This window comes from Bacillus sp. FSL W8-0848, assembly GCF_038007805.1.
GTDB classification, from domain to species: domain Bacteria; phylum Bacillota; class Bacilli; order Bacillales; family Bacillaceae; genus Bacillus; species Bacillus glycinifermentans.
The window spans coordinates 3,898,094-3,922,493 of record NZ_JBBOYB010000001.1; the positions used below are offsets into that span (position 1 = coordinate 3,898,094).

Consider the following 24,400-nt stretch of genomic DNA (forward strand, 5'->3'; position numbering starts at 1 on the left):
TTTTCAAACCGGATCAAATAATTCGATTAACAGCAAGGAAACGGCGCCGAGCAGTGTCGCATCATCGCCAAGCTGGGTGACGGCCACCTTTGTCTGCTTCGCTTCGGCTGTCAACGCCCGCTGCTGAATCGTCTCAAGAATCGCCGGCATCATGAATTTCTCGCTCTTCATGACCCCGCCTCCAAGCACAATTTTGTTCGGATTGACGAGATGAATGAGGTTGATTAAGCCGATCCCGATCATCCTGCCCGTTTCGCGGAACAGGTCAATGCAAGCCTCGCTGCCGTTTTGCGCCAAATCGAATATTTCTTTAGCCGTAAGGCGGGCGTCACTGTCCGTTATCCGCTTTTTCCCCCGTTCGGCAATTGCAGGGCCGCTTATGACCGTTTGAAGGCAGCCCCGGTTGCCGCACTCGCAAGTGTCGCCGTTGACATCAACGATCATATGGCCAAATTCTCCGGCGATTCCGTGTGCCCCATGATACAGTTTTCCGTTCATCACAACACCTGCACCAACGCCGCGACCGATGTTGACGGCAACCATGCTGCCGTCGTCGCCGTGGCCGCCAAACCACGATTCGCCCAATGCCATCGCCCGCGCATCGTTTTCGACCTTTACCGTAAAGCCAAACTCTTCTTCAAGCGCTTCTTTGATCGGGACGTCGGTTAAATGCAAAATAGGCGCGACGAGCGAAGTCCCCGTTTCAACGTCGACCACCCCGTGCATCGCGATCCCGATTCCGATGATTTTTTCCTGATCGGCATTGGAAAGACGCAAGATGGTATAGATATTTTCCTTTAGAATACTGATAAACTGCTCATTTGTTAACGGTTTTTTCAGCAAACTTGACGTTCGGTGAAAAATCTCGCCGGTTAAATCGGTTAGTATACATTCCACCGTCTCGGGCCCCGCATCGACCCCAATCACGTAAAACGCGCCGCTGTTGATATGCAGCATCGTCGGCTTCCGCCCGCCGCTCGAATGGCCGAGTGCGCTCTCTGTGACCAGGCCCTGCTCTATCAGCTCTTTGACAATGCTGCTGACCGTAGGCGGCGTGATGCCCGTTTCTTTGGCGATTTGCGCCCGTGAAATAGGTTCCGACGTACGAATTTTATTTAAAATGATCGATTTATTGACTGATTTCATTAATTGAAATGTGCCGCGCTGCATGGAAAACCTCCAAGTGAACATATCATTGGATTTATTGTAACATAATTAGTTAATTTAATTAATGAATGGATATTTATAATCAATTGCTAGTCCTTTAAAAAGGCTGTCGAAACCATTACAAGATTTCGCGACTTACTTGAGAGATCAGGACCTTTCTTGCTAATGAATTCTGAAGCACAACCACTATGCTCTCGAAAGTTTTAATTCTTAACCTTTCATAAAAGCCCCCTTCCTTCCTGCTCCTTGCCTCCTATCAGCTTTGTGTATTCATTTTTCTATTATAATATTCACCCTCCTCTCCAACCTTTTATTTTACAATTAATATAGATGCTGGAATCACTTAAGTCTCCTCTTCTGGAAAAAATTTTTCGAAAAATTAGAAATGAAAGTGTTTGCACAAATATAAAATTAGAGTTATCATACTTGTATACAAGTATACTCATTGTGTGGGAAGGTGAGTTTATGATCGAATCAAATGACCTTTTATATCCCGTCAAATGGCTTTCAAAAGCTTCAACAGGGGTTCGCGTGGCGAGCGAACTGAGGATGCGGATTATTTCCGGAATGATTGAAAGCGGTACCATTCTGTCTGAAAATAAAATTGCTGCCGATTTTTCGGTAAGCCGCTCCCCCGTACGGGAGGCTCTGCGGACATTGGCAACCGAAAAAATCATCCGGCTGGAAAGAATGGGCGCAGTTGTCATCGGCCTAACGGAAAAAGAGATCAGAGAGATTTACGATGTCCGCCTTCTGATCGAGACATTCGTCTTTGAGCGGCTTGTCAGAATAGACACCGATCAGTTAGTCAAGGATCTTCGCAAGATACTGGAAATGATGAAAGTCTCGATCAAATACGAAGATGCTGATGAGTTCTCATATCAGGACGTTTTGTTCCATGAGACGATCGTCCGCTCCATCAATCATTCGTACATTCAGATGATATGGAATAATTTAAAACCCGTTATGGAGAGCTTTATTCTGTTGTCGATGCGGGCCCGTTTAAAAGAAAAATACGAAGATTTCACAAGAATTTTTGATAATCACGAGCTTTATATTCAAGCGATCGAAACGAAAGATCGGGCTTTGATGATAAAGTCCTTACATCAAAATTTTGATGATGTTCAAGATAAAGTAGAAGATCTTTGGCTGTCGCAACAAATGCTGACGAAGGGAGCTGAACAGGAAAATGACTAGTTACATGTTAGGCATCGATATCGGCACAACGAGCACGAAGGCCGTTTTATTCAGCGAAAACGGGGACGTGATCCAAAAAGAAAATATCGGCTATCCGCTTTACACACCGGATATCTCAACGGCTGAACAAAAGCCGGAAGAGATTTTTCAGGCGGTGATGCAAGCGGTTGCCGGCATCATGAAACATCACCAGAAAAAAAAGATATCATTTATTTCATTCAGCAGCGCCATGCACAGCGTCATTGCCATGGATGAAGACGGACGGCCGCTTACGCCCTGCATCACATGGGCGGACAACCGAAGCGAAGGCTGGGCGCGCAAAATCAAGGACGAATTGAACGGGCACGAAGTCTACAAACGGACCGGGACGCCGATTCATCCGATGTCGCCTTTAAGCAAAATTGCCTGGATTGTGCATGAACATCCTGAAATCGCTTCCAAGGCAAAAAAATATATCGGGATCAAAGAATACATCTTTCATAAACTTTTCGGTCAATACGTGGTCGATTATTCACTTGCTTCGGCCATGGGGATGATGAATCTCAAAAAGCTGGATTGGGATGAAGAAGCATTAACGATCGCAGGCATCACACCTGACCATTTATCTAAACTCGTGCCAACGACAGAGATCTTTCGCAGCTGCAACCCGGATATCGCGAGGCAGATGGGAATTGATCCGGAAACGCCTTTTGTCATCGGGGCAAGCGACGGCGTGCTGTCGAACCTTGGCGTCAATGCCATTAAGAAGGGCGAGATCGCAGTCACGATCGGGACAAGCGGCGCCATCCGCACGATCATCGACAAGCCGCAAACCGACGAAAAAGGGCGAATCTTTTGCTACGCCTTGACGGAAAAGCATTGGGTCATCGGCGGTCCGGTTAACAATGGAGGAATCGTGCTTCGCTGGATCAGAGATGAATTTGCCTCTTCAGAAATCGAAACGGCGAAAAGACTGGGAATCGATCCATACGACGTGCTGACCAAAATCGCCGAGCGCGTAAGACCCGGTGCCGACGGCCTGCTGTTCCATCCATATCTCGCAGGCGAACGCGCTCCTTTATGGAATCCGGATGTGCGCGGTTCATTTTTCGGCCTGACCATGTCCCACAAAAAAGAGCACATGATCCGGGCCGCATTGGAAGGGGTCATCTACAATTTGTATACCGTATTTTTGGCGCTGACAGAATGTATGGACGGTCCCGTCGCAAGGATTCAAGCGACAGGGGGATTCGCGAGGTCTGCCGTTTGGCGGCAGATGATGGCCGATATATTCGAGTCTGAAGTCGTCGTTCCGGAAAGCTATGAAAGCTCCTGTCTCGGCGCGTGCATTTTAGGTCTGTACGCCATGGGAAAAATCGAATCTTTCGATGTCGCATCCGGCATGATCGGCAGCACCAACCGGCATACGCCAATTGAAGCTTCGGCGAAAGAGTACCGGAAATTGATGCCGATTTTCATCAATTTATCAAGATCATTGGAAAACGAGTATGCACAAATTGCAAACTATCAAAGAAGCTTAATAAACGAATAAAGGGAATGGAGGCGCTATCATGCCATTAATCATTGTAGCAATCGGGATTGTCGTATTATTGCTGTTCATTATGGGATTAAAACTTAACACTTTTCTTTCCTTAATCATCGTTTCGTTCGGCGTTGCTTTAGCGCTCGGCATGCCGCTTGACAAAATCGTCAGCACGATTGAGGAAGGATTGGGCGGAACGCTCGGACACATCGCTTTGATTTTTGGACTCGGCGCCATGCTTGGCAAACTGATCGCAGATTCAGGGGGCGCGCAGCGCATTGCAATGACTCTCGTCAACAAATTCGGCGAAAAAAATATCCAATGGGCGGTCGTGATCGCCTCATTCATTATCGGTGTGGCTTTATTCTTTGAAGTAGGACTGGTATTATTAATTCCGATTGTATTCGCGATCTCAAGAGAATTAAAAATTTCAATTCTGTTCCTCGGCATCCCGATGGCGGCCGCCTTATCCGTCACGCACGGCTTCCTGCCGCCGCATCCGGGGCCGACGGCGATCGCCGGGGAATACGGGGCAAACATCGGGGAAGTACTACTGTACGGCTTCATTATCGCAGTTCCGACGGTGCTGATCGCCGGACCTGTATTTACGAAGCTTGCGAAAAAAATCGTACCCGATTCGTTTACGAGAACAGGAAATATCGCGTCTTTAGGCGAGCAGAAAACGTTCAAACTTGAAGATACGCCCGGTTTCGGAATCAGCGTGTTCACAGCAATGCTTCCGGTCATCATCATGTCCATTTCTACGATCATTACGCTGCTTCAAGAAACGATGGGGTTTGCAGATAATAGCATTCTTGCAGGTATTCGTTTGATCGGCAATGCATCTACGTCAATGATCATTTCTTTATTAGTCGCGGTTTATACGATGGGCATCGCCAGGAACATTCCGATTAGAACGGTAATGGATTCCTGTTCGACAGCCATTTCGCAAATCGGGATGATGCTGTTGATCATCGGGGGCGGCGGCGCCTTCAAACAAGTATTAATCAACGGCGGGGTAGGCGACTACGTGGCCGAATTGTTCAAAGGCACGTCGATGTCGCCGATCCTGCTTGCCTGGTTAATCGCGGCGATCCTGCGCATTTCTTTAGGCTCCGCCACAGTCGCAGCCTTATCGACGACGGGGCTCGTCATTCCGATGCTTGGACATTCTGACGTCAACCTTGCCTTGGTCGTGCTCGCTACCGGGGCCGGAAGTGTAATCGCTTCCCATGTGAATGATGCCGGATTCTGGATGTTCAAAGAGTACTTCGGTTTAAGCATGAAAGAAACATTTGCGACATGGACATTGCTCGAAACGATCATCGCTGTAGCCGGATTAGGATTTACGTTATTGCTAAGTCTATTTGTATAACATTATTGAAGGAGCTGGAATTATGGTCAATACAATTGGCGTCATCGGCCTTGGAGTGATGGGCAGCAATATTGCCTTGAACATGGCCGGCAAAGGAGAGCAAGTCGCCGTCTACAATTACACAAGGGATTTAACCGATAAACTGATGGAGAAAATTGAAGGACAGCCTCTCAGCCCGTACTACGAGCTGAAGGATTTCGTCCAGTCTTTAGAAAAGCCGCGGAAAATCTTTCTCATGGTAACAGCGGGCAAAGCGGTCGATTCAGTGATCGATTCATTAGTGCCGCTGCTTGAAGAAGGCGATGTCATCATGGACGGAGGCAACTCCCACTACGAAGATACAGAACGAAGATACGACAGGCTGAAGTCTGAAGGAATCGGCTATTTGGGAATCGGCATTTCCGGCGGCGAAGTCGGAGCGTTAACAGGTCCTTCGATCATGCCCGGGGGAGATCGGGACGTCTATGAAAAAGCTGCTCCGATCTTGACAAAAATCGCAGCCCAAGTCGGCAATGACCCTTGCTGCACCTACATCGGGCCGAAAGGAGCCGGACACTTCGTGAAAATGGTCCATAACGGGATCGAATACGCGGATATGCAGCTGATCGCAGAAGCCTATACATTTTTAAGAGAAAAACTGCATCTGTCCATCGATGAAATCGCCGACATTTTTGAAACGTGGAATCAAGGCGAACTGAAAAGCTATTTAATCGAAATCACTGCCGAAATTTTAAGGAAAAAGGATGACCGGACAGGCGGTCCGCTGATCGACGTCATCCTTGATAAAACAGGCCAAAAAGGCACAGGCAAATGGACGAGCATGCAGGCGATCGACAACGGCATTCCGTCGTCCATTATCACGGAATCGCTATTCGCCCGCTACCTGTCATCTTTAAAAGAAGAGCGGGTGGCTGCGGAAAAAATTCTCGCCGGTCCGGCGGAAGAAGACTGGCATCTGGATAAAAACGTGTGGATCGACTACGTCAGACAGGCATTATATATGGGAAAAGTGTGCGCCTATGCACAAGGCTTCGCCCAGTATAAAATGACATCAGAGCTTTACGGATGGAACCTGAAGCTTTCGGACATCGCTCTGATCTTCCGCGGCGGCTGCATCATCCGCGCCGAATTTTTAAACCTGATCAGCGAAGCGTACAACGAGCAGCCCGACCTGTCAAACTTATTGATCGCACCTTTCTTTGCAGAAAAGCTCAAAGACTACCAGACAGGACTTCGGAAAGTCGTCTGCGAAGGTATCACTTCAGGCATCTCGTTCCCAGCCTTGAGCACCGCTCTATCTTATTATGACGGCTACCGGACGGGCCGCTCCAACGCCAGCCTGCTGCAGGCACAGCGCGATTACTTCGGCGCCCATACGTATGAGCGGACAGATATCGAAGGTGTGTTTCACACAAAATGGAATGAGTAAGCTTTTTTGAAATAAAACTGCACCCGATTGTGTTAACAATCGGAAGTGCAGTTTTTATTATTTTAAAATAGTTTTTTAATGACTTATGATCTAGTCGTGCTAATCGAAAGCGCTTTCCAAAAAATACACTCTTAAGTAAATCTTCCCGTTTTTACTCATGTTTCATACTTTGTTCAACATTTCACAAATTATTATATTAAATCCGTGCTATGATAAGATTCATAAAAAACAAGAAGTGAGGTGTCATGAGGAACTTTATATTCTCACAGCAAATCCCCATATCGCCATAAAAATTTTTAACACCATTTGTGAAATGTTTCACAAATCTAAGCCGTTGCACTCTTTTCGGAAAATCCTATCACTTCATTGGAGGGTTATACAATGGCAGTTGAAGAAAAGGAAATTAAACAAAAAATAAACGTTTCAAAAATGATTGACCGTTTAGTCGACAAGGGTCTTAAAGCATTGGAAGAATTCCGCAGGTTTGATCAGGAACAGATCGATGATATCGTCAAACAGATGGCGCTTGCCGGCCTTGATCAGCATATGCACCTTGCCAAGCTTGCTGTAGAGGAAACAAAACGCGGCGTATACGAAGATAAGATCATTAAAAACATGTTTGCCACAGAGTATGTCTATCACAATATCAAATACGACAAAACCGTCGGAATCATCAGCGAAAATGAACACGACGGAGTCATTGAAATTGCCGAGCCTGTCGGCGTCATCGCAGGGGTTACGCCGGTGACAAATCCTACTTCCACGACCATGTTCAAATCCCTGATCTCGATAAAAACAAGAAATCCAATCGTGTTTGCTTTCCATCCATCCGCTCAAAAATGCAGCATTGAAGCTGCAAGGATTTTGAGGGATGCGGCCGTTCAAGCAGGGGCGCCTGAACATTGCATTCAGTGGATCGAAACGCCGTCGCGCGAAGCAACCCAAGCTTTGATGACTCATCCGAAGATTTCCCTGATTCTTGCCACAGGAGGGGCCGGAATGGTGAAAGCCGCTTACAGCTCAGGCAAACCGGCTCTCGGCGTCGGACCGGGAAACGTCCCATGCTACATTGAGAGATCTGCGAACTTGAAACAAGCCGTCAACGACCTGATCTTATCAAAAACGTTTGACAATGGAATGATTTGTGCTTCAGAACAGGCAGTCATTATCGATAAAGACGTTTATTCAGACGTGAAAAGAGAACTGACTTCCAACAATTGCTATTTATTAAATGAGGCGGAAATAGCAAAATTGGAAAAATTGGTTATCAACGAAACGACCTGTGCGGTAAACCCTGACATCGTCGGAATGCCGGCTTATAAAATCGCCGAAATGGCCGGTATAAAGGTTCCGGAGGATACAAAAATCCTCGTCGCCGAATTAAAAGGCGTAGGACCGGAATACCCGCTTTCAAGGGAAAAATTAAGTCCTGTGTTAGCCTGCTACAAAGTAAGCGGACTCCAGGAAGGGTTAAAACGGGCCGAAGAAATGCTGGAATTCGGCGGCATCGGACACTCCGCGGTCATCCATACCAGCGACCGTGAAGCCATTGAGCAATTCGGTTTACGGATGAAAGCCGGGCGGATCATCGTCAACGCGCCGTCTTCCCAAGGAGCGATCGGCGATATTTATAATGCCTACATGCCTTCCTTGACGCTCGGATGCGGCACTTACGGCGGGAACTCCGTTTCGACAAACGTGGGTGCGGTTCATTTAATCAATACGAAAAAAGTGGCAAAGAGGAATGTCAATATGCAATGGTTTAAAGTACCGCCAAAAATTTATTTTGAAAAACATGCAACGCAATATTTAGCAAAAATGCCGAATATCTCAAAAGCGTTTATCGTGACAGACCCGGGAATGGTGAAGCTTGGATACGTCGACCGCGTCCTTCACTATTTAAGAAAACGCCCGGATTACGTTCATTGCGACATTTTCTCCGACGTAGAACCTGATCCATCAATCGAAACGGTGATGAACGGCGCCCTGGCGATGGCCAAATTCCAGCCTGACGTCATCATCGCGCTTGGCGGAGGCTCTGCAATGGACGCCGCAAAAGGAATGTGGATGTTCTATGAGCACCCTGATGCTGAATTCTTTGATTTAAAGCAAAAATTCTTAGACATCCGCAAGCGCATCGTCAAATATCCGCCATTAGGCGAAAAAGCAAAATTCGTTGCTATTCCGACGACATCCGGCACCGGCTCTGAAGTTACCTCATTCTCCGTCGTTACAGATAAAGAGGCGAATACGAAATACCCATTGGCCGACTATGAACTAACGCCGGATGTGGCGATCATTGATCCGCAGTTTGTCATGACCGTGCCTAAGCATATCACGGCTGATACCGGAATGGACGTCTTGACGCATGCGATTGAATCCTATGTATCCTGCATGGCCAACGACTATACCGACGGCTTGGCAATGAAAGCCATCCAGCTTGTATTTGAATACTTGCCGAGAGCGTACAAAAACGGCAGCGACGAAATCGCCCGCGAAAAGATGCACAATGCATCAACAATCGCCGGCATGGCATTCTCCAATGCGTTCCTGGGCATTAACCACAGCCTGGCCCATAAATTAGGCGCGGAGTTTCACATCGCCCACGGACGCGCAAATGCCGTGCTTCTCCCGCACGTCATTCGCTACAATGCGGCTAAACCGACAAAATTCACGGCATTCCCGAAATACAATCATTTCGTAGCCGATCAGCGCTATGCGGAAATCGCCAGAACGCTCGGCTTGCCGGCCAAAACAACCGAAGAAGGCGTCGAAAGTCTGATCCAGGCCGTCATCTCGCTTGCCAAAGAGCTTGATATCCCGATGAGCCTCAAACAAAACGGCATAGATGCCGCTGAATTTGAAAGCAAGATCGATATCATGGCAGACCGGGCCTTTGAGGACCAATGCACAACAGCCAATCCAAAGCTTCCGCTAGTATCTGAATTGGCTGAAGTATACCGCGCTGCATTTAAAGGCGTTTAGAGATTCCAGAGCCATCCTTAAGAGGATGGCTCTTCCGTTAAGGAGCCGATCCATACATTTCCCGCCTTCACTTTATACAACACGTCATGATCGTAAGTCACTTTTTGATAAGAAGCATCTTTTATATCGAGAATATCTTCCCGGGCGATAAGCCCGGCTGCCACGTCTTCCTCCATTTCTGAAAGCCAGCAGTGGTGAGCATCAATATGCAGCTGCCAATCAAAACGGTTCAACTCGTGTTGCAGCGTTTCAAATCGTTTCATAGGGAACGATTGACCTCTTTTCTGCTTGTCAAAAGCACCGCTGTAAAAATCGATCGCTTCTTTATAGGCGACCACAATCTGCGACCTGATAAAATCGTGTTCAAACAGCCAGATTTTCAAATAGAAATCTTCATTCTCGGCCCCCATTTGCCTGTACCATTCATCATAAACATCAATCATGGCTCTTACTAACAAACGGCTATACCAAACAGGAGGATTCACGTTTGGAATACCGTAAAAAGGGTATATCCACAGTTTTGCATAATCCCTGTGACGGTCTCTGACATGCTCCATATCCAGCCGAAGATGACGCTCTTTCCACACGTCAATTTTTCTTTTATGCCTTTTCCAGCCCCTGATTTTTTTCTTTGTTGATCTGTACATATCATCCCTCTTGTAACCTCAAATACACTCACTAATTGAGAATCATAATTTTTAACACGATTGTAACAATTAAAGCTGAAACCCGGTACAACCCTTTCACTTCGCAAGATAAAACAGAAACAGATGCAGAAATAAACATAAAAATATAGTTTTTCTGCCTTGACAAATAAAATATATTATTTAATAATTTGTACATGATTAGAATTATTTTAGATAACTAAAGTTTTAACTTTTGTTATTTATTACATTAACATATAGGAGGACGATATTATGTCTCTAATCGGAAAAGAAGTAAAACCATTTGCAGCGAAAGCTTACAAAAACGGTGAGTTTATCGATGTAACACACGAGGATCTGAAAGGTCAATGGAGCATTTTCTGCTTCTATCCGGCAGATTTCTCATTCGTATGCCCAACTGAGCTTGAAGATCTGCAAAACCATTACGCTGCCCTAAAAGAGCTTGGCGTTGAAGTGTACTCTGTTTCTACTGACACTCACTTCGTACACAAAGGCTGGCATGACAGCTCTGAAAAAATCGGCAAAATTACTTACGCGATGATCGGTGACCCGTCTCAAACGATCTCCCGCAACTTTGAAGTACTTAACGAAGAAGAAGGCCTTGCTGACCGCGGAACATTCATCATCGATCCAGACGGCGTGATCCAAGCTGTTGAAATCAACGCCGGCGGTATCGGCCGTGATGCAAGCATCCTGATCAACAAAGTCAAAGCGGCACAATACGTTCGCCAAAACCCAGGTGAAGTTTGCCCGGCTAAATGGGAAGAAGGTTCTGAAACCCTTACGCCAAGCCTTGACCTGGTAGGCAAAATCTAAGGAGTGCATTCAATTGGTACTTGAAGCAAATATCAAAGCACAATTAAACCAATACATGCAGCTAATTGAGAATGACATTGTTCTCAAAGTTAGCGCAGGCGAAGATGACGTCTCAAAGGATATGCTGGCTCTCGTTGAAGAGCTGGCTTCCATGTCATCCAAAGTGACTGTCGAAAAAGCGCAATTAAACAGAACGCCAAGCTTCAGCGTCAATCGTGCCGGAGAAGAAACCGGCATCACATTCGCCGGCGTACCGCTCGGACACGAATTCACTTCATTAGTGCTGGCGCTTTTGCAAGCGAGCGGAAGACCGCCTAAAGTCGATCAAAAAATCATCGATCAAATCAAGAACATCAGCGGCGAATACCACTTTGAATCTTATGTCAGCCTGACGTGCCACAACTGCCCTGACGTTGTCCAAGCTTTGAACATGATGAGCGTGCTCAACCCGAATATCACACACACCATGATCGACGGCGCGGCATACAAATCTGAAGTTGAAAGCAAAAACATCATGGCAGTGCCGACCGTATTCCTGAACGGCGAATCATTCGGAAGCGGCCGCATGACAATCGAAGAGATTCTTGCGAAGATGGGCAGCGGCACAGACGCCTCTGAGCTTTCTGACAAAGATCCGTTCGATGTCCTTGTCGTCGGCGGCGGTCCGGCCGGTGCAAGCGCAGCGATCTATGCGGCCCGCAAAGGCATCCGCACAGGCATTGTCGCTGAACGCTTCGGCGGTCAGGTCCTTGACACGATGAGCATCGAGAACTTCATCAGCGTAAAACGCACCGAAGGACCGAAGCTCGCAGCAAGTCTTGAAGAACACGTGAAGGATTATGATATTGACGTCATGAATCTTCAGCGCGCAAAACATCTCGAGAAAAAAGATCTGTTCGAGCTTGAACTCGAAAACGGCGCTGTTCTGAAAAGCAAAACCGTGATCCTTTCAACAGGAGCGCGCTGGCGCAATATCGGCGTACCCGGCGAACAAGAGTTCAAAAACAAAGGCGTCGCATACTGCCCTCACTGTGACGGACCATTGTTTGAAGGCAAAGACGTAGCCGTCATCGGCGGCGGCAACTCCGGAATCGAAGCAGCGATTGACCTCGCAGGCATCGTCAATCATGTCACTGTTCTTGAGTTTGCGCCGGAGCTGAAAGCTGACGAAGTTCTGCAAAAACGTCTCTACAGCCTCCCTAACGTGACTGTCGTGAAAAACGCACAGACAAAAGAAATCACAGGCGAAGAAAACGTAAACGGCATCACGTACGTAGACCGCGAAACTGGAGCGGAAAAACACGTCGAACTCCAAGGCGTCTTCGTCCAAATCGGTCTCGTACCAAACACGGAATGGCTGCCTGAAACCGTCGAACGCAACCGCATCGGCGAAATCGTAGTCGACAAACGCGGCGAAACAACCATCCCAGGCCTGTTCGCTGCAGGCGACTGCACAGACAGCCCGTATAACCAAATCATCATTTCGATGGGATCTGGTGCGAATGCTGCGTTAGGAGCGTTTGATTACCTGATTCGGAATTAATCTATAAAAAACGCTATGCTGAAGTTTCAGCATAGCGTTTTTCTGTATTCCCGCAATCACGGCTCATTAGATTATGCCAATGGAAGCCATCCCTCAAGCAGCGCACCTCGGCACGGAGGCGTCCTCTCGGCAAGTAATCATCTTGTAGTCATAACCCCTTACAATAGAATACATTTTCTCATCTTCTTTCTAAATAATTTGGTACTATAGATATAAATAGTGTTAATATTAGTCATCATGAATAGAGGTTACTTAAAATGGAAAAAGAAAAGTCTTTTATGAACTCAACTGCTTTCTTTATCATCATTTGTATGTTAGGCGGGATACTTTTTCTTTTAACAAAGTGAGTTTAACTTACATCTATATTACAATGGTGCAAGAGAATACTCCCTTGCACCAAAAATAACACGTCATTTACTTATAATAATTATAATCATTAAATGTCGCGATCATATCGTTTTGCGTCCCGCTTTTTCCGCGATTCGTATTAAAGTAAAGCGTCCCGTCATCAAAATCGACAGCCTCTATCTCAAAAAGCGTGTAAGCACTGCTTGTAATTCTGAAAGATAAATCGCTGCGAGTAAACAGTTCCTTCGAAAAATCCGGAATCAGGTTTGTTTTTTGCTCTTTAATCATTTCATTGATATTTAAAGGATACGTCAATATAATGCTCACATTCGAAGCATTGCCATTGCTGTCCGGTTTTGTCAGCGGCACATACAATGTCCCCTGGTAAAAGGAGATTCCTTGCTGAATGAAATTGGAAACATCCATTGTCTGATGATTCACAACCGCTTTCGAATAGTTTAATTTAAACGTTGCTTCATAGTCAAATTTTCCGGTAGTATCATTGAATGTCCCAATAAAAAACCTTTTTCCAGATCTTACGATAAATTTATCTGTCCCAACCGAGTATGTGATACCGCCAATCGACAAATTCGAACCTTGATAATTCAGCACATACGTTTTAGCCACTTTATAAGTATTTTTCGTTGTATCGATGCTGAGCTTCACGATTTTATCGGCATACTTAGTGCCGTCAGACATCGGCGCCACATAAACGCTGACGTTTTTATCGCCTGCAGAAGCTTTGACAGCCAAGTCATTGGCGTGTCCTAAATCATAGCTCGTGGTATTGGTATCCGAATTTTTAAGAAGTGTAACGGTTCTATTGCTTGCCGTACCGCTCATTTTAACAGAGAATAACTGCGTCGTGTGATTCGCATTATTCAATTTTGCAGCGTAAATCACATTGTTATTACGGTCGACGCACATCCCCTGCATCGCCGTGAAATACCCCGGATTTGACATGGAAACATAATCGGTATACGTATTAAAGTAGCCTGATTGCGCATATGCAGCCGCCCCCGCAAAGCTGCTGAGAGCTAAGATAACCGATGTTATGAAAACTTTTGGTTTTTTAAACACCCTGCCATCCCCCCTTAAATGATTTCCATATTATATCCTTGAAGGAATATTGCGTCAATATAAGGATTGCTGTTTCCTTTCAGTCCCCCGCCTTTCTATGCGATATGCCCTCAGAAAACTTCCTGTTTGTTAAAATTTAGATTAATTTATCATAAATATGGTACTATTATTTTAAAAAGGAGATTTAGAGGCAGAAACAATGAATGAACTTGTGTTTGAAAAGAGAGAATTTACTCCAGACCATGTGAATGTTGTAAAAGCAATGCATATAAATAACTATCCGATTGTATATATCCTTTATAATGAGCAAAAGAAACCGACTGCATATATTGGGCAAACGGTTCAAGCTGCACGGCGTTTGAAAAATCATATAGATGATGAACAGCGAAAGAGTTTGAATCGCTTTATTTTAATCGGCCATGAGAAATTTCATCAGTCTGCGACGTACAATATCGAGTCAAATCTAATTAACTATTTTATTGCCGATAACCGCTACCAGCTGCAAAACGTAAGCCAGACCAGATCCAGGGAAATGCACAACTACTATCAGAAACCCTTTTATAATGAAGAGATCTTTCAAGTCATTTGGGAGAAACTTAGAGAAGAGAAAATTGTGGGCGATTCCCTTGAAAACCTTAGGAATAAAGACATTTATAAGTTATCTCCCTATAAGGAACTCTCGCCCCAGCAGCTTGATATAAAAAATAAGATCCTTAATTTCTGTAAAGAAAATATACAGAAAGAAGGAAATCATGTCATTGTCATTGAAGGAGATGCCGGTACAGGTAAAAGTGTCTTATTAAGCTCTCTGTTTAATACGATTCAAGATTTGGCTAAGAGCGAAGACCCTTTTTTGGGAGAAACAGATAATTACTTGGTGGTGAATCACAGCGAAATACTGAAGACTTATAAAAACATCGCAAACAGCTTACCGAATTTCAAGAAAAAGATTTACTTGAAGCCAACACCATTTATTAATGAGAAAACTAAGACGGGAGCAATAGCAGATATCGTATTAGTTGACGAAGCTCATCTGCTTCTGACACAGGAAGATTCCTATAACAATTTCCGCTGCCAAAACCAACTGGATGAGATCATTAAGCGCAGTAGAATTACAATTGCCTTCTTTGATCCAAAACAAGTTATAAAGATTAGAAGTTATTGGAACGACAGATTGCTCGAAGAAATCATCAATCAGTATGATGCAAAGACTGTGAAACTTACGGATCAAATGAGAATGAACGCCAATCCAGAAACGATGAAGTGGATTGACAGCTTTGTTGAAAAGAAAGTTCTTCCCTTGCCGACTGAAGGCTCCTCCTTCGAGCTAAAAATATTCGAAGATGCTGCTGCGTTTAAGAAAGTCATTGAAAATAAAAACAACAAAGACGGGCTCTCTCGGATTGTCTCGACCTTTGATTATTTACACATCGTTGATGAAGAAGGAATTAACATGCCATGGCACAGCACCCAGAGTAAGGTTTCATGGGCCGAAAATCCGAATACCATTAAAGAAGTCGGCTCCATTTATACCGTGCAAGGGTTTGACCTAAATTACGTCGGCGTCGTTCTTGGCCCCTCCGTGAGCTACGATGAAGAAAAAGACGAACTATTAATTGATACTTCCAAATACAAAGATACAGGTGCATTCATTTCACGTACGGATTTGTCGCCGGAAGAAAACCAGCAAATTAAAGAAGAAATCGTATTAAATTCAATAAATGTCCTGATGAAACGGGGCATCCACGGCCTATATATTTATGCAACAGACCCTAAATTAAGAAAGAGACTACTTGAGTTAGAAAGGGGAAAATGATCATGAGTGATATTCAAAGCCTTATTAACGCAATCAATGAATTCAGAGATGAACGAAACTGGAGACAATATCATAACCCAAAGGACCTCGCCATCTCCATCTCCATCGAGGCAGCAGAACTGCTCGAAGACTTCCAATGGATCAGCAGTGAAGAAGCACTCAAAGCAAATAAAGAAAACATCCGTGAAGAAATCGCAGATGTTTTGATCTACTCATTCATGCTGTGTAACGATCTTGGATTGGACGTAAAAGAGATTGTGGAAGAGAAGATTGTGAAGAATGGGAGGAAGTATCCGGTTAAAAATAATGGTTAATCTTTAATATGTCTTTGATTCTTCAACCAGCGATAGAGAGGGCCGAAACACGTTCTATGACAATGCATATATAGAGAGAGTTTCTTTGACAGCTCTCTCTACACCTCCATAGTAAATGGCCATCCGTAATCATACAAAAGAATTCAGTTGAAATGAAACAAGCAGGACGCCGATAATTACGGCGCCCTGCTTGCTTATCTTACAGTAATCCTCCCTGCCTTCATTTGCTTAACACTTCCATTCTTTCTACAACGTCAGCTCCATATTATTTTCATTGTTTAAAAAAATGACATTTGTCACCCGATTTTGATGACATCACATACTAAAATCTTCTTTCCTGCGACTGTACAATGACCTTAAGTAATCAGGAGGTGTTGTGCAATGGGGAATGTTGTAAGCTTGGCAAACGTGACAAAAACATTCCGCCAAAAAACGGCGGTTGAACATATCAATTTTTCAATCGGACAAGGGGAAATTGTAGCGATTCTGGGGCCAAACGGGGCCGGAAAAACAACAACGATTTCCATGATGTTGGGGCTGTTAAAACCGACATCCGGCAACATTACATTATTTAATTCCCTGCCGCACGAAAAACAGGTACGCGAAAAAATCGGCACGATGCTGCAGCAAGTCAGCGTAACACCGGGTTTGCGCGCAGGCGAAATCATCGAACTTGTCCGGAGCTACTATCCAAAGCCGTTATCCTTTCAGAAGCTCACCGCATTAACAGGTCTGACAAAAAAAGATGTAAAAACACGAGCAGAAAAGTTGTCAGGAGGCCAAAAGCGGCGTCTGAGCTTTGCCTTGGCGCTTGCCGGTGATCCAGAGCTGATGATCTTTGACGAACCTACGGTCGGCATGGATATCACATCAAGAAACCGCTTTTGGCAAACGGTCAAAACGCTCGCAGATCGAGGAAAAACGATCATTTTTTCTACACACTACTTACAGGAAGCTGATGATGCCGCACAACGAATCTTGCTGTTTAAAGACGGCAGGATTGTTGCAGACGGAACGCCGCTGCACATTAAATCAAAAATATCGAAGCATTCCGTTTCATTTATGGCCGATCCGGCAAAATCGCTGGAGAAGCTGTATCAGCACCCGGAAATCGGGCAAATTTCCCGGGAAAACAATCGGATTTACATCGACACGACTAATACGGACAAAATATTGGAACTTCTCTTCACTGAAAAGACCGGCGCTTATGATATTCAAATTGAACGCGGAAATCTCGAAGAGGCGTTTCGTCAGCTGACAGGCAAAGGAGACGATGTAAAATGAATGTATTTCAAATGCAATGCAAAATGGAAATCAAAAGAATGCTCAGAAACCGCTATTTTGTCTTTTGGTCATTGGTCATGCCGATTGCCTTCTATTACATTTTTACAAACGTCGTCAATACGAATGCTCCGGATCCTGGGGCTTGGAAAGCGCATTATTTAATGTCGATGACAACATTCAGCGTCATGGGCTCCTCAATCATGTCGCTCGGGATCCGCATGGTTCAAGAGCGCACCCAAGGCTGGTCGACGTTCATTCGCGTGACGCCTCTTTCTGATCATGTTTATTTTATCGCCCAAATGGCCGGACAAAGCGTCATTCATATTCTTTCGATCACGGTTATTTTCTCATTCGGCGCCATCATCAACGGAGTTTCTTTGACCCCGTTTGAATGGTTCATGAGCGGCTTGTGGATCCTGCTTGGCTCCCTCCCGTTTCTGGCGATCGGGACATTGATCGGGATGATGAAAAAAGTCGATACAGCGGCCGGAGTCAGCAATGTGCTCTATATGGTCCTCGCTGTTACCGGGGGGATGTGGATGCCGCTTGAGGTAATGCCGAAAATGATGCAGAGTTTCAGCCATTGGCTGCCATCCTATCATTTTGGAAATGGAGCATGGGAAATTGTTCGAGGCAAAATGCCGGACTGGAACAATGTTCTCATTCTGTTCGCCTATTTCATCGTGCTTATGCTACTATCTAAATATATAAGAAGAAAACAAGAAGCGGTGTGACCAGAATGAAAAAAACAATCAGCATATTTCCGAGCCACTACGGCTTCTTCCCCTATATCTTTTTAGTCTATTTGCTGATGCCGATCTTTTATTTGACGCAAGAAACGGGGATCAAACAGCTTAACGGCTATGGAATGGTGCTGCTTTTCTTTATAACGTACCGCCAGCTTTATTGTGTTTCACCGCAAAAAAAAGGATTCTCTTATTGGCTGACTGTACAGCTTTCAATCATCCTTATTTTCAGTGTATTATACGATATCAGCTTCATATTTTTAGGCTTTTTTCCGGCGAACTTTATCGGTTTTTATCGGGATAAAAAGAAGTTTCAGCACGGTTTTATTAGTTTAGTTTTCGTATTGTTGATCCCTTTTGTTTTTTATTTCATTCAAAGTAATTTATCCCAGACGGCAAGCCAGATCGTTCGCTTTCTTCCCTTTTTCATTATTATGCTCATGTCGCCATTCGGCATCCGTTCCATGTTCCGCCGGATAGAACTGGAACAACAGCTTGACAAAGCAAATCAGCATATCAAGGAGTTAGTAAAACGCGAAGAGCGGACACGGATTGCCCGCGACCTTCACGATACACTCGGCCATACCCTGTCACTGCTCACCTTAAAAAGCCAGCTTGTCCAGCGGATCGTCACCATCGATTCCGAACGGGCGCGCAAAGAAGCAAAAGAAATGGAAATCACATCGAGAGCCGCCTTAAAGCAAGCAAGAGAGCTCGTGTCCGATATGAAAACCGCCACAATCGCAGAAGAGCTCATCCACATCCAGCAAATACTCCGAGCTGCGGAAATGACATTCCAATACGATGGAGACTCAGATTTTTCAAAAGTCCCTCCGGTCACACAAAATATCGTCAGCATGTGTATACGGGAAGCAGCCACAAATATCGTCAAACACAGCCGTGCCAACCATTGCATGATCTCTATTTCTCAATCGGATGAAAAAATGAGCATCACGGTTAAAGACGACGGAATGGGGATCGATCAAAAGAAACCGTTTGGAAACGGTTTGCGCGGAATGAAAGAAAGACTCTCATTAATCGACGGAGCACTGGACGTTTCAACCCATAACGGCGCTGTTTTACACATCACCGTCCCGATTGTAAAGAAAGCAGAACGAAAGGAAGCAATGCAATGATTCGTTTATTTATCGCTGAAGATCAAAGAATGCTGTTAAGCGCCCTGGGCTCCTTGCTTGACCTGGAAGAGGACATGAAAGTCATCGGCCAGGCAACAAACGGCGAAGAAGCGCTTGCCGCCATTTTGAAACTTGAACCGGACGTCTGTCTCATGGATATCGAAATGCCTGTCAAAAGCGGCTTGGAAGTGGCTGAAGAGCTGACGAAACGAGGCTCAAAAAGTAAGGTTGTCATTTTAACAACATTTGCCCGTCCCGGCTACTTCGAACGCGCCGTCAAAAGCAATGTACACGGCTACCTGCTGAAAGACGGAGAAATCGACGAACTCGCAGACGCCATCCGCAAATGCATGACAGGCAAGCGAATCTTCAGCCCGGAACTCACCTTCGATGCCATCCGCAAGGTAAACCCGCTCTCCGAACGCGATCAGGAAATCCTGCGCTTGGCAGCTTTAGGAAAGACGACGAAAGAAATTGCCGCTGAGCTGTTCCTGTCAGCCGGCACCGTCCGGAATTATATTTCTGAAATTATGCATAAGCTGGGTGCGAAGAACCGGACGGAGGCGGCGAAGGTTGCTGAGGGGGAGGGGTGGATTTGAGTGTGATTTCTAAATATCTAAATGATCATTAGTTGTTTAATTTGAGCGATATAAATTTAAACAATTTCTAAATCCTTTATTTACTTATGTTATGGTTTCATCTTAATGTTGGAAAAGGAGAGGAACTTAAAGAGATTAAACCTCTCCTTAAATACATTTATTACATATTTAATTTTATCCAGAGAAATATTCAACTGTTGCGTTATAAGCAATATTCCAAATAATTCTTGACCTTTTTTCGCCTATAAGTCTTGCTTTTTGTAGATCAGACTCTTCTCCTTCAAGGATATCACGTAGTGTATGAAAACCAGCACTTTTTATAGTTGTCTTTTGAAAGTCTGTTATGTCTAAAATTTCAATTGGTAAGTTTAAAACCCTATCAATAACATCTTTAAAGTCCGTATCTTCTGTAATCACTCTCAAATTTTCTAAATTATTATATGACGGGGAATTCTGTCCGTAATCAGTAAAAAGTTTTACTGATAATCCTTTAATCAAACTTTCTGCTCTTAAAGTAGGATTATCATAACCGCTTAATGCAATACCCAAATTTATTTGATATCTATCAAAGATTTTTCTTCGTACCTTTGTACCTTCTGTATGCAACGAAACTATCCCTGAATATTCCAAAATCCTAATTGCTTGCTTAACTGTTTCAGGGGCATCTCTGTGTATAGCAAAAAATATTGTTTGTTGATTGATTCCTTTTTCCAATCTTGTATCATTTTTTTCACTAGTATCATGTAAAACTACGTTTTCAATAAATTCTCTTCCCCAATCGATAAGATTCTTATGCCCAGTATATATTTCACCTAATTTTGTATGCTCATTCCAAATTTGAGACCGATAAAAATTTTTTATAGTTTCATTTACTCTACTATTTGTTAACTTTTTAAAACCATTACTTGCTAAATAAATACTCTTTAAAAGTAACCTCGGATTTCCAGATGAAGCATAAATAAGAAAATTAAGTAACTGCCCTTGTTCTTCAAATTTTTTATACACATCTTTGTCTGTTTGCTTCTTAATAATATCTCTCATATTATCCACATAATCATCTTCTAAAATGTCTCTTTCTACTTTTCTAACAGTAGCATCATGAAATTTCTGAAATGTTCCAAACGATGAAATACCTGGATAAACCGCTGCCTTACAGCATATATATGCAGACCTTAAATCACGAAATAGGGTGAAAAACTCCCGTTGTTGTAGTGGAATAAAGTTATGACATGCTTCATCAAATAAGAGAACTATCCTTTCAATTTCTAACTCATCACACAGGTCTTCAATTAATGCATGAAAATAGTCTAGTTCATTTAAGAGCTCAATTTCCCCTGTCTCCTGACCAAAAATTTGATTTACCTCACTATCAAAATCAACTGTTTTTTTAGACGCTTTCTCTAATAGTTTTGTAAATTGATTTAACGTCTCAATTAAATTATTATTACTCAAACCTACGTTAAAATATCTCCCAAAAAGTTCATTATTAGTTAATAGTCCTTTTTTCTCTAGCTTACGTTTTATTTTAAATAAAATTTTAGCAAGCATCCACTGACGAAAAAATTTTATATCCTCAATCGTGTTTAAAAATATTGCTTTTTTAAAACTTACAAAAACACTTAATACTCTATCACCTTTGAAATTTGTATCCAGTTCCTTTTCCGCAATTTTCAATAACATTGTTTTCCCTGTTCCTCGACTCCCAACTAATAAAGCTGGAGTACGGGATTTTAAAAAATCAATATTTTCTCGATCCATTCTTGACTCGACAAAAACCTCATCAAGCTGACTATCTTTTAAATCTTCAGTCCTATAAATAAATTCATCATTATACATATCATTCATTTAATTCCAACTCCTTATGATTTAAATTTTTGAAAATTTCATTCATAAAATCAACAATATCCTCTTGTTCGAAAAAAGATAATTCGTTCGTAAATCTTACACGAAGAATAACTATTAATATTTGGATAACTTCAACATACATCTTTGCCCACTCATTAAATTTAATTTTATCAAAAGTAATCTTTGAATTTTCAACTGTTTGCATATAATTAAATTTTCCATGAGTAAACTCTGAACACTCTCTATAAAGTTCTTTTACTTTTTCTATATAGGGTTCATATTTAAATTTAGGAAAAAACAAAGTCAAATAACTTTTATTCAGGACACCATGGCTTTCAGAATTAAGTAGACTCCAGGATAAGTCAAATTTATTCAGTTTCCACTTTAAAAAATTATAATTATGGTCAGTAAAATAAATAAAACCTATTCCTAATTCTATTGCACTTCTTAAGCTAGAGTATGCATTTCTATACATGCCATTAGTGCTTATATATACCGAAGAAAGCAGGTCATAAACTACCTCTTTTAGAATAATATTTGTCTGGTATCCACTTAGAAAATCCGTCCAATTATTTAATAAATTGAGGTGATTTAACATTTCCGTTATTTCTGAAGAGCATTCTTCCATATGACTTTTAACATTAGATGCTAATTCTTCAGCACTTTCAGTAATTATTTGTTTTAAAAAAGTTCCTTCCATTTTTATCACCTTAAAAATTCACTTTATTTTTTAAATACTTGTTGAAGTTAATAGTTAATTAATTATTTCCTTATCAACTTAATAATAAAATAAAAAATAACCGAACACTCCCTTTAAATAAGGTAACCTTACTATAGATTCAATACGTATTTCTGAGCTCCTTAGTGACTTTATTTATGATAAGGCTCCCCCCGATTAATCCGAAAAGCCCGATAAACCTGCTCCAGCAAAATCAGCCTCATAAGCTGATGCGGAAACGTCATCCGCGAAAACGACAGCTTTTCATCCGCACGCTTCAGCACGGCATCGCTTAAGCCCAGTGAGCCTCCGATAACAAAGGTCACCTTGCTCTTCCCATATGTGGCGAGTCTATCCATATTATCGGCTAATTCTTCCGAGCTTTTCATTTTTCCTTCAATCGCGAGGGCGATGACGTGGGCGTCGGGGCTGATTTTGGAGAGGATTCGGTCGCCTTCTTTGTCTTTGACGATTTTCATGTCCTGGTCGCTCAGGTTTTCCGGCGCCTTTTCGTCCGGGAGTTCGATAATGTCGACTTTTGCGTATGCGGAAAGCCGTTTTATGTATTCGTCGATTCCTTGTTTTAAGTATTTTTCTTTTAGTTTTCCGATTGCTACGATTGATATATTCACAGGTCATCCCCACTTTAAGAACAAGTTATTCATATATATTATCCACAATTGTGGATAAAATTTGTGTATTTAGTGTCCGATCATTCGTTCCCTACTATATATACTGCTGGCTTTTCGCACAATTCACAGGTTGTGGATAAACTGTGCGTATGTTCGATTTTTCTGATTTCCGGTGCTGATTCTTCCTCGTCTACATACATGTCAATGACGGTTTCAATGTGTTCCTCACAAGACTTCATGAGTGTACCTCCAATATTGATTCATTAGGCTCTTTTTTAAAAGGCTATATATTCAATATACCCTATTTATTCACATGTTAATAGGTGTTATGCTTCTATAGCCGGTTTATCCACAAGAACACTCGAGACTTCTGGATAACTAAAAAAGCATCGGCCTTCTCAGCCAATGCTAAAATTTTTTCTGTTATGCCGATTCTTTTGCTGTTAGATCGCTTGAGGCGTGTTTATTCACAATATGCTGCAAATACCAAATGTGAAAAAAGAACGTGAGCCATCCGTTTACCGATTGATTTGGAAGCTGTTTTTTCAATCCATTCCGGATTTTAAAGCTGCTGATGATACTTACGATCGTAAACAGCAAAAAGCCGAACTCGCTTAAAAAACTGTCCTCCGGAATCAGCGGAAGCAGAAAAGGATTGTTTTCAAAGGGCAAAATGTCTCTGAACAACAAGCTTTGCATAGTTGTTATAGATGCTATCCAAAAATACTCCAAAACCGAAAAAACAAATAATAGTACAGTTACTTTTATGAAAACATATGGCAGCTTTATGTGAAGCCGTTCAAGCGCTTGTCTTCGCGACAGAAACCAATATGGAATATACATTCCGAACGTCACGATCGTTAATAAGATTGTATATCCAACCCGAATTTTCGGAAATTCTGCTGATTTTTGTTCCGCATTCATTATAAAATCCACTTCTTTCGGTCTTTTTATCCTTTGTATGTATACTTTTCCACTTTCAAAAGGTACTATAAAATAACCGATAAATCAAAACTGCGATTTGTAATAAAATAGATATCGCCGGGTCTATTTGCGCTTTTTATTGAATCAATCGAATAAACAACGCCTTTCGTATTGATTCTTATATCACATTAATTCTCGAATATTGTTTATAAATAGGTCTTCATTCTAAAAAAATAAGGTCTAAATAACCATTTTTCAT

21 protein-coding genes are annotated in these 24,400 nt (G+C 43.0%); 13 read left to right on the forward strand and 8 right to left on the reverse strand.

Annotation, left to right across the window (positions count from 1 at the left end):
• Positions 1-3 precede the first annotated feature (3 nt).
• Positions 4-1,170 carry an ROK family transcriptional regulator gene (locus tag NSQ39_RS20390; RefSeq protein ID WP_046130559.1) on the reverse strand — a complete coding sequence of 389 codons (1,167 nt, stop codon included), beginning with the start codon at positions 1,168-1,170 and terminating at the stop codon, positions 4-6.
• Positions 1,171-1,632: 462 nt separating this feature from the next.
• Between NSQ39_RS20390 and NSQ39_RS20395 the strand changes: the two genes are divergently transcribed.
• The 5 genes from NSQ39_RS20395 (at position 1,633) to adhE (ending at position 9,675) form a co-directional block, all read left to right on the forward strand.
• A complete protein-coding gene (locus NSQ39_RS20395; RefSeq protein ID WP_175075929.1) occupies positions 1,633-2,364 on the forward strand; it encodes a GntR family transcriptional regulator in 732 nt (243 codons plus the stop codon).
• Positions 2,357-3,895: a gluconokinase gene (gene gntK / locus NSQ39_RS20400; protein WP_175075928.1), complete on the forward strand. Its 1,539-nt coding sequence runs from the start codon at positions 2,357-2,359 to the stop codon at positions 3,893-3,895. The genes NSQ39_RS20395 and gntK overlap by 8 nt, the downstream gene beginning before the upstream one ends.
• 19 nt (positions 3,896-3,914) lie before the next feature.
• Positions 3,915-5,261: a GntP family permease gene (locus tag NSQ39_RS20405; RefSeq protein ID WP_046130562.1), complete on the forward strand. Its 1,347-nt coding sequence runs from the start codon at positions 3,915-3,917 to the stop codon at positions 5,259-5,261.
• A 22-nt stretch (positions 5,262-5,283) separates the two neighbouring features.
• Positions 5,284-6,690: a decarboxylating NADP(+)-dependent phosphogluconate dehydrogenase gene (gene gnd, locus NSQ39_RS20410; protein WP_175075927.1), complete on the forward strand. Its 1,407-nt coding sequence runs from the start codon at positions 5,284-5,286 to the stop codon at positions 6,688-6,690.
• A gap of 381 nt (positions 6,691-7,071) precedes the next feature.
• The gene (gene adhE, locus NSQ39_RS20415) at positions 7,072-9,675 is read left to right on the forward strand and encodes a bifunctional acetaldehyde-CoA/alcohol dehydrogenase (RefSeq protein ID WP_175075926.1); all 2,604 of its coding nucleotides are present in this window, start codon (positions 7,072-7,074) and stop codon (positions 9,673-9,675) included.
• A gap of 17 nt (positions 9,676-9,692) precedes the next feature.
• Here the strand turns inward: adhE and NSQ39_RS20420 are convergent, their stop codons facing one another.
• Positions 9,693-10,322: a hypothetical protein gene (locus NSQ39_RS20420; protein ID WP_216898914.1), complete on the reverse strand. Its 630-nt coding sequence runs from the start codon at positions 10,320-10,322 to the stop codon at positions 9,693-9,695.
• Positions 10,323-10,592: 270 nt separating this feature from the next.
• On the opposite strand from NSQ39_RS20420, the gene ahpC reads away from it, so the two are divergent.
• Together ahpC and ahpF are read left to right on the forward strand one after the other, a co-directional pair.
• A complete protein-coding gene (ahpC, locus tag NSQ39_RS20425; RefSeq protein WP_046130566.1) occupies positions 10,593-11,156 on the forward strand; it encodes an alkyl hydroperoxide reductase subunit C in 564 nt (187 codons plus the stop codon).
• A 13-nt stretch (positions 11,157-11,169) separates the two neighbouring features.
• Entirely contained in the window at positions 11,170-12,699 is a 1,530-nt protein-coding gene (gene ahpF / locus NSQ39_RS20430; RefSeq protein WP_175075924.1) for an alkyl hydroperoxide reductase subunit F, read from the forward strand.
• A 414-nt stretch (positions 12,700-13,113) separates the two neighbouring features.
• On the opposite strand, the gene NSQ39_RS20435 is transcribed toward ahpF, so the two are convergent.
• Positions 13,114-14,127 (reverse strand): hypothetical protein, encoded by a 1,014-nt coding sequence (locus NSQ39_RS20435; RefSeq protein WP_175075923.1) that lies wholly within the window; start codon positions 14,125-14,127, stop codon positions 13,114-13,116.
• 199 nt (positions 14,128-14,326) lie between these two features.
• Between NSQ39_RS20435 and NSQ39_RS20440 the strand changes: the two genes are divergently transcribed.
• The 6 genes from NSQ39_RS20440 to NSQ39_RS20465 all read left to right on the forward strand — a co-directional run bounded on the left by NSQ39_RS20440 (position 14,327) and on the right by NSQ39_RS20465 (position 20,022).
• Positions 14,327-15,943 (forward strand): DUF2075 domain-containing protein, encoded by a 1,617-nt coding sequence (locus tag NSQ39_RS20440; RefSeq protein ID WP_175075922.1) that lies wholly within the window; start codon positions 14,327-14,329, stop codon positions 15,941-15,943.
• 2 nt (positions 15,944-15,945) lie between these two features.
• Complete coding sequence (locus NSQ39_RS20445) at positions 15,946-16,257, forward strand: nucleotide pyrophosphohydrolase (protein WP_006639775.1); 312 nt, start codon at positions 15,946-15,948, stop codon at positions 16,255-16,257.
• Between the two features lie 381 nt (positions 16,258-16,638).
• A complete protein-coding gene (locus NSQ39_RS20450; RefSeq protein WP_046130573.1) occupies positions 16,639-17,541 on the forward strand; it encodes an ABC transporter ATP-binding protein in 903 nt (300 codons plus the stop codon).
• Positions 17,538-18,275, forward strand: coding sequence for an ABC transporter permease (locus NSQ39_RS20455; protein WP_216898916.1), 738 nt, complete (start codon positions 17,538-17,540; stop codon positions 18,273-18,275). Before NSQ39_RS20450 ends, NSQ39_RS20455 begins: the two co-directional genes overlap by 4 nt.
• 5 nt (positions 18,276-18,280) lie before the next feature.
• On the forward strand, positions 18,281-19,423 hold the full coding sequence (locus tag NSQ39_RS20460) for a sensor histidine kinase (RefSeq protein WP_046130575.1): 1,143 nt from the start codon (positions 18,281-18,283) through the stop codon (positions 19,421-19,423).
• Positions 19,420-20,022 (forward strand): response regulator transcription factor, encoded by a 603-nt coding sequence (locus NSQ39_RS20465; RefSeq protein ID WP_216898918.1) that lies wholly within the window; start codon positions 19,420-19,422, stop codon positions 20,020-20,022. Before NSQ39_RS20460 ends, NSQ39_RS20465 begins: the two co-directional genes overlap by 4 nt.
• Before the next feature lie 174 nt (positions 20,023-20,196).
• Here the strand turns inward: NSQ39_RS20465 and NSQ39_RS20470 are convergent, their stop codons facing one another.
• The 5 genes from NSQ39_RS20470 to NSQ39_RS20490 form a co-directional block, all read right to left on the reverse strand.
• On the reverse strand, positions 20,197-21,867 hold the full coding sequence (locus NSQ39_RS20470) for an ORC-CDC6 family AAA ATPase (protein WP_216898920.1): 1,671 nt from the start codon (positions 21,865-21,867) through the stop codon (positions 20,197-20,199).
• Positions 21,860-22,567, reverse strand: coding sequence for a hypothetical protein (locus NSQ39_RS20475; protein ID WP_216898922.1), 708 nt, complete (start codon positions 22,565-22,567; stop codon positions 21,860-21,862). Before NSQ39_RS20475 ends, NSQ39_RS20470 begins: the two co-directional genes overlap by 8 nt.
• 170 nt (positions 22,568-22,737) lie before the next feature.
• Entirely contained in the window at positions 22,738-23,217 is a 480-nt protein-coding gene (gene rlmH, locus NSQ39_RS20480; protein WP_216898924.1) for a 23S rRNA (pseudouridine(1915)-N(3))-methyltransferase RlmH, read from the reverse strand.
• 80 nt (positions 23,218-23,297) lie between these two features.
• Positions 23,298-23,456, reverse strand: coding sequence for a CxxH/CxxC protein (locus tag NSQ39_RS20485; protein WP_065894714.1), 159 nt, complete (start codon positions 23,454-23,456; stop codon positions 23,298-23,300).
• Between the two features lie 184 nt (positions 23,457-23,640).
• Complete coding sequence (locus tag NSQ39_RS20490; RefSeq protein ID WP_175075917.1) at positions 23,641-24,141, reverse strand: DUF4234 domain-containing protein; 501 nt, start codon at positions 24,139-24,141, stop codon at positions 23,641-23,643.
• Between the last annotated feature and the right edge of the window lie 259 nt (positions 24,142-24,400).